The sequence below is a fragment of the Mesorhizobium sp. B1-1-5 genome, assembly GCF_006443065.1.
Taxonomy (GTDB): domain Bacteria; phylum Pseudomonadota; class Alphaproteobacteria; order Rhizobiales; family Rhizobiaceae; genus Mesorhizobium.
This window is the reverse complement of sequence record NZ_VFWS01000452.1, coordinates 1-1,290: the sequence shown is the minus strand read 5'-3', so window position 1 is coordinate 1,290 and position 1,290 is coordinate 1. Positions and strand designations below refer to the sequence as shown.

At 60.1% G+C, this 1,290-nt stretch carries 3 protein-coding genes; all 3 read left to right on the top strand.

Annotation, left to right across the window (positions count from 1 at the left end):
• The coding region (locus FJ980_RS32305) for an NAD(P)-dependent oxidoreductase (RefSeq protein ID WP_281406361.1) at positions 1 to 218 on the top strand (218 nt) is incomplete at its 5' end.
• 14 nt (positions 219 to 232) lie between these two features.
• A complete protein-coding gene (locus FJ980_RS32300; protein WP_140547529.1) occupies positions 233 to 589 on the top strand; it encodes a cupin domain-containing protein in 357 nt (118 codons plus the stop codon).
• 229 nt (positions 590 to 818) lie between these two features.
• Positions 819 to 1,290: isocitrate/isopropylmalate family dehydrogenase (locus tag FJ980_RS32295; protein WP_246676675.1), on the top strand; the 472-nt coding region annotated here is incomplete at its 3' end.

Below are 1,290 nucleotides of genomic sequence, written 5' to 3'. Positions count from 1 at the left end.
ATAGCGGGCACCTTGATGCCGCAATGCTCGATGTCACCGATCCCGAGCCGCTGCCGGACGGCCATCCGCTCTGGCGGCACCCGAAGGTGATGATCACGCCGCACATCGCTTCCGTAACGCAAGCAGATTCCGCGGCGCAATCCGTCGTGGACAATATCCGGCGCCACCGCGCCGGGGAAGAACTGATCGGCCTCGTCGATCGGACACTCGGCTACTAACAGGGAAACATGACATGTCACTTCTGATCACGATCGACACAGATCCAGCCTTCGCGCCGAAGCAGGCATTGCCAACTCCAGAGCGGCTCATTTCGGGCAATCCATCCTTCAAGACGTGGGCGCAGGATGCCTCGAAAGGCGAGAAGGTCCTGACCGGCGTCTGGGAGGCGACGCCCGGCGAGACGCATTCTATCAAGGGCACTACCTGCGAATTCTGCCACATCGTTTCGGGTCTCGGCGAGATCGAGGAGAAGGGCGGTGAGACCAAGACTTACCGTACCGGAGACAGTTTCGTGATGAAGCCCGGCTTTGTCGGCGTCTGGCGCACGATCGAAACCGTGCGCAAGATCTACGTCAGCGTTTACGACTGAGCTCAACGCTCAAGGTCCGGCCGAATAGCGCGCGCGGCGGTTCCAGAACAATCGACTTTCCAGGTTCCGCCCGACGCGATTCGACGCGGCCGGGCGGCTCATTCTCGGCGAAAAATGCGGCGCTCTGTCGACTATTGTTCCGATGAAACCAGGTACGAGATGCCGAATGTCGCTGCAATGTTGAGCAAGCTGCGACCTTCGGTGCCCATCGGTCTCCAGGAGGATCTCAATGAAGGCTTACACGATAGCGCTCATTCCCGGCGACGGCATCGGCAAGGATGTGACCGAGGCGGGATGGCAGGTGCTGCAGGCGGCGGCAAAGCGAGGCGGTTTCGCCCTTGATCCTACGAAATTTGCATGGTCGTGCGCCTACTATCTGGAAACCGGTGCGATGATGCCGCCTGACGGCGTCGAGATGCTGCGGAAGTTCGATGCGATTTACCTCGGCGCTGTGGGATGGCCAGCGAAGGTGGCCGACTCCGTATCGCTTCACGGACTGCTCCTGCCAATCCGCAAAGGATTCACGCAGTATGCCAACATACGGCCGCACAGGCTGTTGCCAGGCGTCCAGGGACCCCTTCGCCGTGATGGTTTCGATATATTGTGCATCCGCGAGAACACGGAAGGCGAATATTGCGGCGCCGGTGGGCGCATTCATTCCGGTACGACCAATGAGGTCGCGATCGAGACGGCAATCTTCA